Annotated in this window: 15 protein-coding genes; 9 read left to right on the top strand and 6 right to left on the bottom strand. The window is 64.3% G+C overall.

The window, feature by feature from the left end:
- Nucleotides 1–335 precede the first annotated feature (335 nt).
- Together LB515_RS23905 and LB515_RS23900 are read left to right on the top strand one after the other, a co-directional pair.
- The gene (locus tag LB515_RS23905; protein WP_224532627.1) at nt 336–1,262 is read left to right on the top strand and encodes an ABC transporter ATP-binding protein; all 927 of its coding nucleotides are present in this window, start codon (nt 336–338) and stop codon (nt 1,260–1,262) included.
- Nucleotides 1,259–2,020, top strand: coding sequence for an ABC transporter permease (locus LB515_RS23900; RefSeq protein WP_224611717.1), 762 nt, complete (start codon nt 1,259–1,261; stop codon nt 2,018–2,020). The genes LB515_RS23905 and LB515_RS23900 overlap by 4 nt, the downstream gene beginning before the upstream one ends.
- Before the next feature lie 370 nt (nt 2,021–2,390).
- Here the strand turns inward: LB515_RS23900 and LB515_RS23895 are convergent, their stop codons facing one another.
- Entirely contained in the window at nt 2,391–3,428 is a 1,038-nt protein-coding gene (locus tag LB515_RS23895) for a phosphatidylglycerol lysyltransferase domain-containing protein (RefSeq protein ID WP_224709163.1), read from the bottom strand.
- A gap of 234 nt (nt 3,429–3,662) precedes the next feature.
- Here LB515_RS23895 and LB515_RS23890 point away from each other — a divergent pair, with 234 nt between their 5' ends.
- Together LB515_RS23890 and LB515_RS23885 are read left to right on the top strand one after the other, a co-directional pair.
- A complete protein-coding gene (locus LB515_RS23890; RefSeq protein WP_224709166.1) occupies nt 3,663–4,154 on the top strand; it encodes a MarR family winged helix-turn-helix transcriptional regulator in 492 nt (163 codons plus the stop codon).
- Nucleotides 4,151–4,831: a GNAT family N-acetyltransferase gene (locus LB515_RS23885; protein WP_224709162.1), complete on the top strand. Its 681-nt coding sequence runs from the start codon at nt 4,151–4,153 to the stop codon at nt 4,829–4,831. Before LB515_RS23890 ends, LB515_RS23885 begins: the two co-directional genes overlap by 4 nt.
- 54 nt (nt 4,832–4,885) lie before the next feature.
- Here LB515_RS23885 and LB515_RS23880 read toward each other — a convergent pair whose 3' ends face one another.
- Nucleotides 4,886–6,883 carry a PhoX family protein gene (locus tag LB515_RS23880; RefSeq protein WP_224709161.1) on the bottom strand — a complete coding sequence of 666 codons (1,998 nt, stop codon included), beginning with the start codon at nt 6,881–6,883 and terminating at the stop codon, nt 4,886–4,888.
- A gap of 252 nt (nt 6,884–7,135) precedes the next feature.
- On the opposite strand from LB515_RS23880, the gene LB515_RS23875 reads away from it, so the two are divergent.
- The 4 genes from LB515_RS23875 (at nt 7,136) to LB515_RS23860 (ending at nt 10,409) form a co-directional block, all read left to right on the top strand.
- Nucleotides 7,136–7,474 carry a hypothetical protein gene (locus tag LB515_RS23875; RefSeq protein WP_140847158.1) on the top strand — a complete coding sequence of 113 codons (339 nt, stop codon included), beginning with the start codon at nt 7,136–7,138 and terminating at the stop codon, nt 7,472–7,474.
- An 18-nt stretch (nt 7,475–7,492) separates the two neighbouring features.
- Nucleotides 7,493–8,194, top strand: coding sequence for a phosphatase PAP2 family protein (locus LB515_RS23870; RefSeq protein ID WP_224709160.1), 702 nt, complete (start codon nt 7,493–7,495; stop codon nt 8,192–8,194).
- Nucleotides 8,195–8,285: 91 nt separating this feature from the next.
- The gene (locus LB515_RS23865) at nt 8,286–8,555 is read left to right on the top strand and encodes a helix-turn-helix domain-containing protein (protein ID WP_140847140.1); all 270 of its coding nucleotides are present in this window, start codon (nt 8,286–8,288) and stop codon (nt 8,553–8,555) included.
- A gap of 132 nt (nt 8,556–8,687) precedes the next feature.
- Nucleotides 8,688–10,409 (top strand): SulP family inorganic anion transporter, encoded by a 1,722-nt coding sequence (locus LB515_RS23860; protein WP_224709159.1) that lies wholly within the window; start codon nt 8,688–8,690, stop codon nt 10,407–10,409.
- Between the two features lie 9 nt (nt 10,410–10,418).
- On the opposite strand, the gene LB515_RS23855 is transcribed toward LB515_RS23860, so the two are convergent.
- Entirely contained in the window at nt 10,419–11,345 is a 927-nt protein-coding gene (locus LB515_RS23855; RefSeq protein ID WP_224709158.1) for a DMT family transporter, read from the bottom strand.
- A 169-nt stretch (nt 11,346–11,514) separates the two neighbouring features.
- Nucleotides 11,515–12,366, bottom strand: a complete 852-nt coding sequence (locus tag LB515_RS23850; RefSeq protein ID WP_224709157.1) for an ATP/GTP-binding protein — start codon at nt 12,364–12,366, stop codon at nt 11,515–11,517.
- 113 nt (nt 12,367–12,479) lie between these two features.
- Here LB515_RS23850 and LB515_RS23845 point away from each other — a divergent pair, with 113 nt between their 5' ends.
- A complete protein-coding gene (locus LB515_RS23845; protein WP_263490386.1) occupies nt 12,480–13,265 on the top strand; it encodes a helix-turn-helix domain-containing protein in 786 nt (261 codons plus the stop codon).
- Between the two features lie 181 nt (nt 13,266–13,446).
- Here the strand turns inward: LB515_RS23845 and LB515_RS23840 are convergent, their stop codons facing one another.
- Complete coding sequence (locus LB515_RS23840; RefSeq protein ID WP_224709156.1) at nt 13,447–14,379, bottom strand: CHAD domain-containing protein; 933 nt, start codon at nt 14,377–14,379, stop codon at nt 13,447–13,449.
- Nucleotides 14,376–14,849: a CYTH domain-containing protein gene (locus LB515_RS23835; RefSeq protein WP_224606543.1), complete on the bottom strand. Its 474-nt coding sequence runs from the start codon at nt 14,847–14,849 to the stop codon at nt 14,376–14,378. Before LB515_RS23835 ends, LB515_RS23840 begins: the two co-directional genes overlap by 4 nt.
- Nucleotides 14,850–14,918: the final 69 nt, after the last annotated feature.

The raw sequence follows: 14,918 nt of genomic DNA, 5'->3' as shown, positions 1-14,918 counted from the left end.
CTTTCCTCTACCCCGTCGATCGGGGGAGAGGTGGCTCGGCGAAGCCGAGACGGAGTGGGGGTCGACCAGCGCTACATTAGCCAATACATGCGCCAAGCTGCCATGCACGCTATCGCCAAAGACCAGCCGCTTGTGTGCATGCCGTGGCGTAAATCGGGAAAGAATCTGTCGTGGGCGGCGGCGCTCCAGTCGCCGCGGCCGGTATACCTGGTCTGGCAAGGCGGCCAGTTGGGCGCTCCCTGTCCAGAACTGTCAGCAGCAGCGGCGATTGACAGTTGCACCCGGCGGCATCCGACCTATATGAGATCACCTTTTCCAGCCGGCCGTATTTCAGCATGTCATCCATCATCTCGATCTCCGGTGTCACGAAAACCTATGCCACCGGCTTCAAGGCGCTGAAGGAAATCAATCTCGACATCGAGCGCGGCGAAATCTTCGCGCTGCTCGGGCCCAACGGCGCCGGCAAGACGACGCTGATCTCGATCGTCTGCGGCATCGTCAACCGCTCGTCGGGCACTGTCACGGTGGGCGGCCACGACATCGGCCGCGACTACCGCGCCGCGCGCAGCCTGATTGGGCTGGTGCCGCAGGAGCTCACCATCGACGCCTTCGAGACGGTCTGGGCCACGGTGAACTACAGCCGCGGCCTGTTCGGCAAGGCGCCCAACGCGGCCTTCGTCGAGAAAGTGCTGCGCGACCTCTCGCTGTGGGACAAGAAGGATTCCAAAGCGATCACCCTGTCGGGCGGCATGAAGCGCCGGCTGATGATCGCCAAGGCGCTGTCGCACGAGCCGCGCGTGCTGTTCCTCGACGAGCCGACGGCCGGTGTCGATGTCGAATTGCGCCAGGACATGTGGGCGATGGTGCGGCGCCTGCGCGAGGACGGCGTCACCATCATCCTCACCACGCATTACATCGAAGAGGCCGAAGCGATGGCCGACCGCGTCGGCGTCATCAACAAGGGCGAGATCATCCTGGTCGAGGGCAAGGCCGAGCTGATGCGCAAGCTCGGCCGCAAGCAGATGAATCTGGAGCTGCGCGCGCCGCTTGCCGCCGTTCCGGACGGCCTGTCGCACTATTCATTGGAGCTGTCGGACGACGGCAACCAGCTCACCTACACCTATGACAACCAGAGCGACCGTCCGGGCGTCGCCTCGCTGATCCGCGACCTCGAGGCGGCCGGCGTCCAGTTCCGCGACCTCGACACCAAGAACAGCTCGCTCGAAGAGATCTTCGTCAATCTTCTGAGGCAAGAGCCATGAACCTGCGCGCGGTATGGGCGATCTACCGGGTGGAGATGGCGCGCGCCTTCCGCACGGTGCTGCAGAGCATCATCTCGCCGGTCATCTCGACATCGCTCTATTTCGTCGTCTTCGGCTCGGCCATCGGCTCACGCATCACCGAGATCGACGGCATTGCCTACGGCGCCTTCATCGTGCCGGGGTTGATGATGCTGTCGCTGTTGACGCAGTCGATCTCCAACGCTTCCTTCGCCATCTATTTCCCGAAATTCGTCGGCTCGATCTACGAGCTTTTGTCGGCGCCGGTCTCCTACCTGGAAATCATCATCGCCTATGTCGGGGGTGCTGCGACCAAGTCGGTCATGCTCGGCCTGATCATCCTGGCCACCGCGGCGCTGTTCGTGCCGCTCAGGATCGAGCACCCCTTCTGGATGGTTGCCTTCCTGGTGCTGACCGCGGTGACCTTCAGCCTGTTCGGCTTCATCATCGGCATCTGGGCAAAGACCTTCGAGCAGCTGCAGCTGGTGCCGCTTTTGATCGTCACGCCGCTCACCTTCCTCGGCGGCAGCTTCTATTCGATCCACATGCTGCCCGGCATCTGGAAGACGATCACGCTGTTCAATCCGGTCGTCTACCTGATCAGCGGGTTCCGCTGGAGTTTTTACGGCAAGGCCGACGTCTCGGTCGGCGTCAGCCTCGGCATGACGGTGATGTTCCTGGCCATCTGCATCGCGATCGTCGCGTGGATATTCAAGACGGGCTATCGGTTGAGGAACTGACGGAGTTCCTCGCCCCACGCAGTGGGCTACGGCATGCACACCTTTCAAAGCGACTGGTCTTTGGCGATAGCGTGCATGGCAGCTTGGCGCATGCATTGTCCAATGTAGCGCTGGTCGACCCCCACTCCGTCTCGGCTTCGCCGAGCCACCTCCCCCGATCGACGGGGTAGAGGAAAGGCGCCAAGCTTTTTGCCGTCAATGCTGGTCAGCAACGCTCCCTTCCTTTCCCTCCGGAGGGGGGAAAGGTGGCGCTGCGAAGCAGCGACGGATTGGGGGAACCACCTGGCAATCAAGCCTCAGGTCGATCAGTCACGCCAGTCACAGAAGATATGTGCATAGCGTAGACCAAGTGGGGAGAGAAAGCGCCTGCCTAAACCGCCTTGATCAGCCGCAGCAGGCCCAGCATTTCCACGAAGGTCCCTTTGCGGAACGCGATATAGGTCGGCTCCTCGACGCCGTGGAAGCGGCGCTTGAAGGCCGCCTGGCCCTGCAGGTTGAAGCGCGAGCGGTTGACCCAGGACGAGTTATAGGCGCGCTGAAAGGTGCCGCGCCAGAAGCTCGATTCGGCGAAGCCGCTCGGCTCGATGTCGAGCAGCGGCGAGAGGCCGAGCGTCACCTGTGAGACGCCCTCCTCGCGAAAGCGGTCAACGGCGAATTTGGTCAGGCCGATCTCGGCATGTGGCGTCGCATCGACCTGTTTGCGCTTGAAGGAGGTGGTGTAGCCGATGACCTTGCCGTCGCGAAACAACGGATCGAAGTCGAGGATGGCGAGAAGCCGGCCTTCAGGTCCGTGCAGGAGGAAGCGGCGCATGTCGGCGCCGATCTCTTCGGAAAAACGACGGTTGAGGAAACCCATTTCCCAGCGCTTGATGATGCGCTCTTTGCGCCAGTCGGCGGAAAGCTGCTTGATCTCGTCCTGCAGCCCGTCGCCCTTGTCCTCGGTGAGGGTAAAACCCTTCTTCGTCAGCCAGCGCTCGGAATAGCGCACGGTCTCGTTGCGCTTGCCGGAAAAATTATGCGCGGGCAGCGGCAGCCTGGTGTCGATGCCGAGGCGATTGACCTGGTAGCCGAGGCCGGCGAGCACCTTGGCCGTGTCGGCGCCGACCTGGACGAACCAGGGGCTGCCTGCGGTCTCGACGAAGCGCTTGATATAGGCCGGACGGTCGGCCGGGTCTGCCACCGGATCGCCAAGCGCGAAATGATGGCTCATCTTGGTGCCGAAGGCGATGTAGCCGTCGCCATCGCTGAAATAGGACAGTTTCTGCTGCACGGCCGTCGAATAGGCGAGCGAGAAATCGCCGTAACGGCGCACCAGCGCCAGGCGTTCGTCGTCCGTCAGGTCGCGTCGCGGGACCTTGGGTGCCACGGCGTCGAGAAGCCTGTCGAAATAGATGCGCAGGGGCGCCATGAGCTCCGCGTGCCAAGAATGGATGACCTGCCGCCCTCAGGTCGCGAATCGCTGGCGACCGCTGCGGGCCGCGTGCGTCAACGCGATATAGGATGCAATTGACCGCGAATGAAGGGCAAACGTCCGAAGGCGGTGCTGTCGCTCATCGGCTGCCGCAACGGACATGCGAAAGATCGGCTTGATATTTTCCATATATTGTTATATATCAAGTTATTAATATGCGACGAGGCTGCTATGGAAGACGTTCTCCGATCCCTCGGCTTTCTGTGCCTCGGCAGCCGGATGAAGCGTATAGGCGAGCAGTTGCAGGCCGACACGCAGCGCGTGCTCGACCGCCTGGACATGCGCATCCAGTCGAGCCAGTACCCGCTGCTCGCCGCGCTCGACAGGCTGGGCCCGCTGCCGGTCGGCGAGCTGGCCCAATCCTTGGGCATCGCCCAGCCCGGCGTGACGCGCAGTGTGGCGCTGCTTGCTGAGCTGGGGCTTGTCGAGGTCAACCCCTCGGAAGAAGACCAGCGGCGCAGGATCGTTTCGCTGAGCCGCAACGGCAGGCGGCTGGTCGACCAGGCCAAGCGGGACATCTGGCCGAGCATCGAAAATGCCGTGGCGGATCTGTGCGCCGATCTTTCCGGGCCGCTGCTCGGCCAACTTGCGGCAATCGAGGATCGTCTTGCCGCAACGCCGCTCCATCGCCGCGTCGAAAACGCCAAGCTGGCCGCATCATGAAACATATTCTCGACCGCCCCATCTGGAGCGCGCTTGCCACGCGGCACCAGGCTTTCGCCGAAGGCGGCGACCTTGCCAGGCGATATCGTCCGTCGATCGTGCCTTTCGCTGCCACTGCCGCCAACGATGCGGACAGCCTGCAAGCTCTGGCCGGGCTTCTCCCGTCGGGCGAAACAGCCATCCTGGTTCAGGCGGATGAGATCGCCCTGCCGCCGGAAATCTCCGCGATCTCGGCAGCGCCGCTGGTGCAGATGATCGCCGAAGCGCCGATGCCATCGGCGTCCGATGAGCGCATCCGGCAGCTGACAAAAAGGGACGCGGCGGAAATGCTGGCGCTCGCCTCGCTCACCAGGCCCGGTCCCTTCACGCTGGAGGCGCTGAGCCTCGGCGATTTCTGGGGCATCAGGATCGACGGCAGGCTGGCGGCAATGGCCGGCGAGCGCATGAAGCAGCCCGGATACTCGGAACTCAGCGGCGTGTGCACGCATCCGGATTTCCGCGGCGGCGGCCTTGCCCGCCTGCTGTCGGTGTTCGCGGCCGGACGGATCGCGGCACGCGGCGACGTTCCATACCTGCACGCCTATGACAGCAACGCTGCGGCGATCAGGCTTTACGAGTCCATCGGCTTCCGCTTGAGAAGCAAGATGAACATGGCCATGGTCCAACGCGCGGAGTGACGAAAGGGAGGATTTGATCGAAATCCTCCCTCTCGACGTCTCAGCTACAAGAGGTCACACCGCGATCTTGCCGCCGCCCTGTTTCGTGATCGCAACGACCGACGGCCGCACCGGCATGTCCGGCTTGAAGTCCGGCCAGCGGGTCGACGGATCCTCGTAGTAGGACGGGCGGCCGAACCCTTCCCAGTCCTCGCCGCCGTCGCCCGGGTGCTGAACGGCGACGAAAGCTGTCTGGTCATCCGGCGCGAATAGCGGGCCGCACATTTCGGCGCCGATCGGCACGCGGAAGAACAGTTTCGACGTTGCCCGCGCGGCACCCTCGGTATCGACCGCCCAGAGACCGTCGGTGCGGCCGGTGGCCTTCGGGCCCTGGCCGTCGGTGGCGACCCACAGGCGCCCGGCGGAATCGACGGCGCAATTGTCCGGCATGCCGAACCAGCCATGCGCGGTGGTCGCGGTCGAGAAAGTGGCGCCGACATCGGCAACGGACGGATCGCCGCATTTCAACAGCACTTCCCATTTGCCCTTGGTGGCGGCGAAATCCCCGCCGTCCTCGACGATCTCGATAATGTGGCCGAAAGCGTTCTCGGCGCGCGGATTGGCGGCGTCGACCTGCTCGGCCTTGCGCTTGGAATTGTTGGTCAGCATGACATAGACCTTGCCGTTGCCGGCATTGGGCTGGATGTCCTCCGGCCGGTCCATCTTGGTGGCGCCGAGTAGGTCGGCGGCGCGGCGCGTCTCGATGAGAACGTCGGCCTGGGAAGCAAAACCGTTCTCCGCCGTCAGCGGGCCTTGACCGAAAACGATCGGCATCCATTCGACCGAGCCGTCCTCGGCGAATTTGGCCACATGCAACGTGCCGTCGTCGAGCAGGTCCAAGTTGGCGGCGCGGTCGTTCGGGTTGAAAATGCCCTTGGTGACGAATTTGTAGACATAGTCGAAGCGCTCGTCGTCGCCGAGATAGAAAACGACGCGGCCGTCCTTGGCGACGATCGATTCGGCGCCCTCATGCTTGAAGCGGCCCATGGCGGTGCGCTTCTTCGGCACGGAATTGGGATCATTGACGTCGACCTCGACGATCCAGCCGAAACGGTTCGGCTCGTTCGGCTCCTTGGCAAGGTTGAAGCGATCGTAATGCGCGCCCCACTCATAGGCGCCTTCGGGGATGCCGAGGCGCTTGTAATTGGCCGCTTCCCTGTGGCCTTCCGGCAATTCGCCCGAGAAATAGCCGTGGATGTTCTCCTCGGCCATCACATAGGTGCCCCATGGCGTGACGCCGCCGGCGCAGTTGTTGAGCGTGCCGAAGACCTTGGTGCCGGACGGATCGGCATTGGTCTTGACGCGGTCATGGCCGGCGACCGGGCCGGACAGCGCCATCTCGGTGGTCGACATGATGCGGCGGTTGAGCTTGCCGTCGCGCACCACCTGCCACTTCCCGTCCTGCTTGCGGATCTCGACGATGGTGCCGCCATGCGCGGCCATCTCGACATCGATCTGCTCCTTCGAGAGCGGCGCCACCTCGGCCTTCTTCTTGCCGTCCTTCTCGACGACCGAGACGATGCCGGGGAACATCAGATGCGGATTGGTGTATTCGTGGTTGACGACCAGAAGGCCGTGCTCGGCCGAGCCGTCGATCGGAATATAGCCGACATAGTCGTTGTTGTAGCCGAACTGTCTTGCCTGGGCTTCGGCCGACTGCTTCAGCGGATCGAAGTCGGGGGAATCGGCAAACAGCGGATCGCCCCAGCGCAACAGCACGTCGGCGTCATAGCCGGGCGCGACATGGTGCTTGTCGTCGATGCCGGCTTCGAGCTCGTCGAACTTGAAGGCCGAAGCCTCAGCGGCGCGCGCCTCGTCGGCCGCAATCAGCGCCAGCGGGCTGACGGTGGCGGCGATGGCCGACACGGCCAGCGAACCCATGAGAAAGCCGCGGCGCGAGAAACGCGCGGCGATGATCTCGCCCATGGTGCTGTTGTCGGTCGGGTTGACCGGCGGGCCGTCATTTTCCTCGAGCTGGCTGGTCCGGAAACGGGTCTCAGGGGTCACGGTCATGAGTTTGTCCTCTGGCTTCTGAGTGGCTGGGGATTTTGACCTTTCGACCCCTAAAGCGCGCCGATCACATTTTCGTGACACTGCCGTGATAGAACCGCAATAGTTGTTTGCCGGCTCGCGGCGGCTTTTGCGACACCCGGCTTCAGTCCCTTGAGCGCCCGCGCTTCGCTGCGGTCAGCTTGACGGCATCGCCCGCTTCGGAAACAAGGGCTGGCCGGCGTGGCGACGGCGCTTCAAAAAAGGGACGGCAAGGTGAGTTTCTGGGGACTGGCGCAGCTCGGCATTTCGACCGTGATATTCCTGCTGGCGGCGACGGCGGCCAAGCAATGGGGGATGGCGCCGAGCTTGGCCAAGCTCCTTTTGACGCTGGCGCTCTACTCGGCCGGCAATCTGATCATGCTGAGACTGGTGCGCGAGTTCGGCATGTCGGTATCGTTCAGCCTGTCGGCGGTGATCCAGCTCGTCGCGGTCAATGTCGTGGCGCTCGCCTTCTTCGGCGAACGGCTCAATGCCTTGCAGGCGATCGGCATGGTGCTGGCGATCGCCGCGGTCGCGCTGATCACGCTCGGGCCCTATATGCAGCGGCTGTAGCTGGACCTGAGGGCTCGAATGAAATCGACCGCCAACGCGCTCCTCAACAAGTTGGAATTCCCGGTGCTGCTGGCCGGGCTGGTGATTGCCGGCGGGCTATGGGGCCTGGTGGAACTCATCGAACTGGCGCGCGCCACGACCCCGCACGCCTTCGACACGGAAATCTTGCTCGCCTTCCGCCATGCCGGGCAGCCGGACAGTCCGATCGGCCCGCTTTGGCTGGAGGGCGCGGTGCGCGATGTCACCGCGCTGGGCAGCACCGCTGTGCTGGTGCTGATCACGACGGCGACCATCCTCTATCTGCTCTTGATCCGCAGACCTTCGACAGCCCTGTTCATGTTCGCGGCCGTCGCCGGCGGGCAAGCGCTCTCCAGCCTGCTCAAGCTCGAGGTCGACCGGCCGCGGCCCGATCTCGTCTCGCATCTCGTCACCGAGACCTCGCTCTCATTCCCCAGCGGGCATGCCATGCTGTCGGCCGTGACCTATCTGACGCTAGGCTCGCTGGCGGCCCGCTTCCTGCCGGACCGGACGACCAAGGTCTTCGTGCTCGGCTTTGCTGTGCTCACCACCGTGCTGGTCGGCGCCAGCCGCGTCTATCTCGGCGTGCATTGGCCCTCCGACGTGCTTGCAGGCTGGTGCGCGGGCTTTGCCTGGGCCATGCTGTGCTGGCTTGCGGCGCGGCTGCTGCAGCGACGCAAAGTCGTCAAGGATAGCGAATAACCAATGTCTCATCCACATTAAATGATACTTGAAACATCACTATGATTGTATTATCCATTGATATCGCAGACTCAGACAAAGGTTCTGGCCGATGATCACTGCTGCGCAGATGCGCGCCGCAAGGGCGTTGGCCGGTATCGACCAGCGAACGCTTGCCGAGCGCGCCGGCGTTTCGCTTCCGACGATACAGCGTATGGAAGCGAGCGAGGGCGTCGTGCGAGGCGTCGTCGACACGCTGATGAAGGTCATCCATGCCCTCGATGAGGCCGGGGTGGAATTGATCGGCGAGAACCAGACCAGCGAACGCGGCGGCAGGGGCGTGCGCCTCAAGGCCACCGTGGCGCAGAACCCGCAGGGCTGAGCCGCAACCGTGTCCGTCTCGGGAACCGTTGCCGGTTTTCGGGCAGCGATGCGGCGTCGCAACGGTTTATCGCGACGGCGACCGCCGACATCCAGCCGACGATCCCGCCGCCCTGTGGAGCGGAAGCAGTTCATGGATCAGGCGCGGCGGGCAATTCACCACCAAGCACGGCCGACCTTCGCCGAGCTGTTTACACCAAAGCTGGTGACGGTGCTGCGCGAGGGCTACCACCTCAAGCAGCTGAGGGCCGATGTGATCGCCGGCCTGACGGTCGCCATCGTGGCGTTGCCGCTGTCGATGGCGATCGCGATCGCCTCGCATGTGGAGCCCGAGCGCGGACTGTTTACGGCGATCATCGGCGGTTTCATAGTCGGCGCGCTTGGCGGCAGCCGTTTCCAGATCGGCGGGCCCGCTGGCGCCTTCATCGTGGTCGTGGCCTCGACGGTCGACCGGCACGGTGTCGACGGGCTGATCCTGGCAATGCTCATGGCCGGCGTCTTCCTGCTCGCGGCCGGCTATTTGAGGCTCGGCGCCTATGTGAAGTTCATTCCGTATCCGGTGACGGTGGGTTTCACCGCGGGCATCGCCGTCATCATCCTGTCCAGCCAGTTGCACGACCTGTTCGGCCTGACGCTGCCGGGCAAGGAGCCAGGCGACCTGCTGCCGCGGCTTATCGCGCTCGGCAAGGCGGCCCGAACGGCAAACCCGGCGGCCATTGCGCTCGCCGCGCTGACGATAGGGATCATCGTGGCCATGAAGCGCTGGCGCCCTTCGTGGCCGGGCCTCCTGATCGCGGTGGCGGCGGCCTCGCTGGCGACGACGCTTCTCGGTCTTCCCGTAGAGACGATCGGAACGCAATTCGGTGGCATTCCGCGGATGTTGCCGGATCCGGCTCTTCCGGCGCTGGATGCGCAGAAGCTCGTCTCCGTGGTGCCCGACGCAATTTCCTTCGCTCTGCTCGGAGCAATCGAATCGCTGCTTTCCGCCGTGGTCGCGGACGGTATGACCGGACGACGGCACCGCTCCAACTGCGAACTGGTGGCACAGGGCATCGCTAATATCGGCTCGGCGCTGTTCGGCGGGATCTGCGTGACTGGACTGATCGCGCGCACGGCGACCAACATCCGCGCGGGCGCGCATGGACCGTTGTCGGGAATATTCCATTCCGCCTTCCTGCTGCTGTTCATGCTGGTGGCTGCGCCGCTTGCCAGCTACATCCCGCTGGCGGCGCTTGCCGGGGTGCTGGCCACGGTGGCCTGGAACATGGTGGAGAAGCCCGCCTTCCTGGCGCTGATCCGATCGTCCTGGGGCGACGCCCTGGTGCTTCTGGTTACCTTCGGACTCGTCATCTTCCGCGACCTCACTACCGGCATCGTGGTCGGCTTTGCGCTGGGCGCTCTGCTGTTCATCGGGCGGATGGCGCGTTCGGTCGAGGTGGAGGCACATGTCCCGCCGGTGACGGAGGACCGCGCCGACGCCGCAAATGGCGGGCGCGTTGCCTATGACCTCGCCGCCGCCACCGATCCGGATACCGTCATCTATCGCATATCGGGGGCGTTCTTCTTCGGCGCTGCGGCAACGATCGCGACCGTGCTGGACCGTATCGCCGACCAGCACAGGAACTTCATCCTCGATTGCTCGGCTGTGCCCTTCCTCGATTCGACCGCGGCAAACGTCATCGAAAGCACGGCGAACAACGCAAGGCGCGCCGGAGGACGCTTCATCATCGCGGGCGCCTCGTCGCAAGTCAGGCGCACCCTGATAAGCCATGGCGTCAAGCGGCCGCTGGTGACCTATGCAGCCTCGATCCGTGACGCGCGGGCGCAGCTGGGCGGAAAAGCGGAGACGGCGTAGGCGCCCTGCTCAAACGGTCGCTTCGATCGGCTCGGCAAGCTTGGGGCTGGCCCGTGCGGCGATCAGGCAGCCGGCGACGATGAGACATGCGCCCGCCAGCGTGGTCCAGGCCACCTTCTCGCCGAAGAAGAACCAGCCGAGCGCGATCGCCCAGATGAAGGCCGAGTATTCTGTCGGGATGAGATATTGCGCTTCGGCGCGGGCGTAGGACCAACTCATCAGGAACTGGCCGGCAAGCGACAGCATCGCAACGCCTGCCAAGGGGAGCCAAAGTTCTCTCGGCAGCGCGATCGCAAGCCAGGGCGCCGCGCAACCAAGGATGATCCCGACGAAGATATTCTGGAACAGCATGATCTCGACCGGCTTGGCCAGAAGTGCCTGTCGTCGAGCGAGGATCAGATTGTAACCGTAGAAGACCGTCGATACGAGCACGGCGACCGTACCCCAAAGCGCATCCTGCGAATGGCCTGCCTGCCCGAACTGGCCGGCCAGTATGATCAAGACGCCCGCGATGCCGGCCAGCGACGCCCACACCGCCTGCCGCCTTATGCGCTCGCCCAGCAGCAATGCGGCGAGGAAAAGTGCAAACAACGGCGCGACGAAGCTCAGGCCTATGGCTTCGGCGAGCGGCAGCCTGGCGAGACCCCAGAAGAACGAGACTAGGACGATGCCGACAATGACGGCGCGCAGCGCATGCAGACCGAGCACCGGGAGGGTCGGTTTCGAGCGCGGCCCCATCGACCAGGCCGCGCCCGCGACCACGATCGCGACCATGCTGCGCCATAGCACCGTATTGTAGACGCCGACCGCGATGACCAGCGACTTCATCGCCGCATCCATGCCCGACAGCAGGAAGATCGCCAGCGCGCAGACGAGCACCGGGATCGTCGGTGAAACGGCGCCGTTCAGGCTGGATGTGTTCACGGCTTTGCTCACATGAGGGTTGCCGCCGAATAGTCCGGAGCGGGTGGCGAAACCAGATGGCAGCCGCACCGACATGGCGGTCCAATATCGAGCGGCGAGGCGAAAAGCTCGCCTCATCGCTGAGTGCCGAGATGCGAAACGCTGTCCCGCCGGCGTTGCAATGCTCTCCGCCACGACATGCTCAATCCAGTGACAGCCCCACGACCTCGCCCTCGCCCATCAGCGGCACGAAGATCCTTTCGCCGTCCGTGCCGATATCGGCGCTGCCCGGCTTGAAGGTCGCTACCACCGTCGACGCGCCGCCGGGCTTGTAGCCGTAGAGCGTGCCGGTCATGTAGGCGGTGGCGTAGATGGTGTCGCCAATGGCGATGACGCCATCGAGATCGGCGAATTTTTGGGCGCCGGGCAGCGGCGTGACCTTCTTTGTGGCAAGGTCGACGGACAGCAGGCCGCCGGGCTCGGCGGTGCTGAAATCGGTCCTGTTGATGTCCTTGCCCCAGGACGCGACGATCAACCTGCCGCCATTGGCGAACACGCCGTTCGGCGAAGCGAGCAGCGCATCCTTGACGAACAGTTCCGGCCTGTCGCCGTCGATGCGGTAGATCGTGTCGGCCTGCATGTCGCTGACATAGACCTTGCCGGCACTGTCGGCGGTCATGTCGTTGAGAAAAACGGCGCCGGGCACATCGATGGTCTCGACCAGTCTGCCGCTGGCGAGATCGACGACGCGCACCTTGGTGATGTCGGCGGCGTAGAGCTTGCCGCCGGCGATAGCCATGCCCTTGGGCGCGTCCATGCCGTCCACCCAGCGGCGAGAGACGACCTTGCCGTCCATCGACAAGAGCGACAAATAGCCATTGCCGTCCGCCGCGCCGGGATTGCCGACGATGTTGGAGACGACGATGCGGTTGTGGGCGGCATCGACAAGCGCGGATTCCGGCTGCTCGAAGCCGGTGGCCCGCCAGAGCTCGCCGGCCTGCACGGCGGACACGGAGATGGCGGCGAAGACGGTTGAAGCGATGAGGTGTTTCATGGGTGCTCTCCGGTGATGACGGCAGAGAGCTAGGATTTTCGATACTTTCCTGGAAGCCGGAACGAGACTAGTATCGCAGTTCAATACGAATTCGCGCGAATGAGGCGCAGTCCATGAACGGTCCGATCTTCGAGGCGCTGAAACGGACGCTGAAGGCCAAGGGCCTGACCTACCGGACGCTGGCCGAGCGCATGGGCGTTTCCGAGCCGACGGTGAAGCGCATCTTCCATGAGAAGAACTGCAAGCTCGACCGGCTGATGGAGATCTGCGCCGCGGCCGATGTCGAGCTGGAGAACGTGCTCGGCGCGATGAACCGCGGGCCGGGTCCGGCCAACCGCGTCGCGCCGGAGATCGAGCGCCGGCTGGCGGCGCGGCCGGCGCTGCTCTTCGTCTTCGTCATGCTGTCGGAGAAGTTCACGCCCGAAGGCATCATGCGCTCGCAAGGCCTGAGCGAAGCTTCGATGTTCCTCTACCTGCGCGACCTCGAGGAGCTCGGGCTGGTGGCGCTGGGGCGCGGCCTGTCGGCAAGGCTACTGATCGACGCGCCGATCCAGTGGGATTTCGAGGGGCCGCTGAAGCCGCATTTCGAGATGACCAACAAGAACTTTATCGGCTGGGCGATCGGCCATATGGAGCAGGCCGCGACCTTCATCAGCTTTTCCAGGCGCATGCGGCCGGAAACGGCCGAGATGCTGCGCCGCGAGGCCGAGGAGCTCGCCGAACGCGCCAGGCTGCTTGCCCATCACGACCAGCACACCACGCCCGAGGACCAGCTCACCGGCTACAAATGGACCTTCGCCTTCGGCGCGACGCCGTTTCCGGCGATCATGCCGATCGGGCCGCATCCGAGGGATGCGGGCGCCAGGGCGGCGAAGGAGAAACGAGCGCTGCCGGCGTAGCGCCTTCACCTTCTCCCCTTGTGGGAGAAGGTGTCGCCGAAGGCGACGGATGAGGGGTGTTCCAGGGAATGAGACATCAGCGACTAACGAGCGTGTTGGCCAAGCTGGGCCACCCCTCATCCGTCTCGGCGCTCCGCGCCGATCCACCTTCTCCCACAAGGGGAGAAGGAGACACGCCGCGCTAAGCCGCCTTTGCTTCTTCCTGGGGTCCGGCGAGATCATCGCGCGCCTTGCGGGCCAATCTCCTGGCCGAGCGCTTGGGGCTGTCGCCGAACAGCTCGGCGGCATCGGCGAGGCAGGCCTTGGCCAGGCTCTTTTCGGCACGCTTCAGCAGCTTGCGCAGAAGCTTCGTCTCGTCGGCGGGGCCGAGCGGCTCGCCTTCGGCGTCGAGCAGGGCGCAGATGACGAAGACGTCGTGCAATTCGCCGAGCTGCTCGCCGAGCCTGTCGACCGCCTTGCGGCGCGCCTTGATCGGCGTCGGCCACAGGCGGCCGAGCAGCGACAGATGCATGGCGTGGGTCTTTGCCGCCTTGCGCAGGTCGTGAAAATCGTCGGCCGCGCCGCGTGATTCCGCCTTGTCCAGCGCCTTCTTCGCCCGCCGCAAGGTGGCGCGGGCGCCGTCGGCCAGTATATCGGCCGCCTGCTCCGGCTGGTCGGGCAAAGTCAGCCTGTCGATGCGCTCCAGGCCTTCCCGGCATGCGGCGATCCCCGCATTGATGGCCGCGTCGAGGCTCGGACCGGCGTGGAGCTCGTGCTGGCGCAGCACCAGCCGCTCGCGCACGGGGTCGAGACCGCCGCCTGCCGATTGTTCCGGAAAGGCATCGGCCAAGCGGTCGACGGTCTCGATCAAGGCGGTCGCCTCGCGCGGGCCGGCCAGCAGCGCCGACACCTGCTTATAACACTCGTTCTCGGTCTGGCAGAACGGTTCGTCTCCGGAACGAACCAGGCGCAGCAAGGCGCGCACGCTTTTCAGCCGCTTGCGACATTTGTGCAGTCCCTGCTCCGGTTTCTCGCGCGCCATCTCGAGATGAGCGACTGCCTTGCCGATCTCGTCGGCCAATATGCGCCTGACCTCGCCGGTCAGCGGCAAGCGCGGATCGATGCGGAAGCTCATGCGGCGATCTCCGGAATCCCCCCGAGGGCCAGCGACGCGTTGTAAAACCTCGACTCGCCGGTGACCTCGCGACCGAGCCAGTCGGGCAGCATTTCGTCAGATACGTCCTCCGGCGTCTCCAACTCCGCGATCACCAGCCCCGCGAGCTTGCCGCCGAAAACATCGACTTCATAGAGATAGCCGCGGTGTCTAACATGGTGGCGTGTCTTCTCGATGACACGTCCAACGGCGAACGCCATCAATTCCTCGGCCTCGGCAAGCGGGATCGAATATTCGAATTCGTCGCGCTCGCGCGCCCTGTCGCCGAACTTCAGCGTCAGCTTGGCGGAGCGCCCGTCGCTGATGCGCACCCGCACCGTGCGGCCGGGCTGCGCGGCGACATAGAATTGACGAATGCGGATTTCCGCCTCGACCTCACCGCGCCAGGCGGGACTGGAGACCAGGAATTTGCGCTCGACTTCCTTGCTCATGGCCGGGCACTAAAGCCTGTGAGGGCCAGGAAGGCAAGCCGAGTCGAGCCCAAATTTGACTTTAATCAA

The organism is Mesorhizobium sp. CA15, assembly GCF_020165215.1.
Taxonomy (GTDB): domain Bacteria; phylum Pseudomonadota; class Alphaproteobacteria; order Rhizobiales; family Rhizobiaceae; genus Mesorhizobium.
The sequence above is the reverse complement of the archived record's forward strand: the minus strand, read 5'-3'. Positions and strand labels throughout refer to the sequence as shown.